General features: G+C 42.6%; 1 protein-coding gene. It reads right to left on the reverse strand.

All coding sequences use genetic code 11. The annotated features are described in order from the left end of the window. A partial coding sequence (locus ACYQ4S_RS12185) for a DDE-type integrase/transposase/recombinase (protein WP_459771430.1) occupies window positions 1-532 on the reverse strand: 532 nt, incomplete at its 3' end. Window positions 533-559: the final 27 nt, after the last annotated feature.

Below are 559 nucleotides of genomic sequence, written 5' to 3' on the forward strand. Positions count from 1 at the left end.
TGAGGTTTAAATCCTCAGGGATTTCGCTAGCTATATAGTGGTCGAGCACATCGTGAATGGCCCTGATTGCTAATTCAGTATTGCGTTTTTCAGACACTCTTTGGGATAAGATGATTTTATTCTTTGCATCGAAGAAGTAACAGATATAGTGCCATTTTTTCCCGACACGGATGTAGGTCTCGTCTCCACAGATCTGATCAGAAAGATCATAGGGGTAGTGTTGAGTAAGGGTGTAAAGTTGAGCCCCTGCTGCTGCCGCGTAGTTTAATATCGTCTGTCTACCAATCTTTACTCCGTGTATGTCGTAGATTAATGCGGCAACCTTAGGTGCAGGAAGGCCGTAATTAACGTGGTAGGTCAAAATCTCACCTAATAATCGAGGTGAGGCATGAATGCGACTTAAGTCAACTGGCGATTCAATCAGTCCATAGGACTTGATGTCCTCGAGTTTTAAATTAAACTGACGATAGACGTATCGTAGCTTTAAGTAGTATGGTGCGACAGTATAGAGTTCCTTTTGCTCCTCACTCAACTGGTTTAACGCCTGAATATAATAAGG

It is taken from the genome of Alkalibacterium sp. s-m-28, assembly GCF_054658175.1.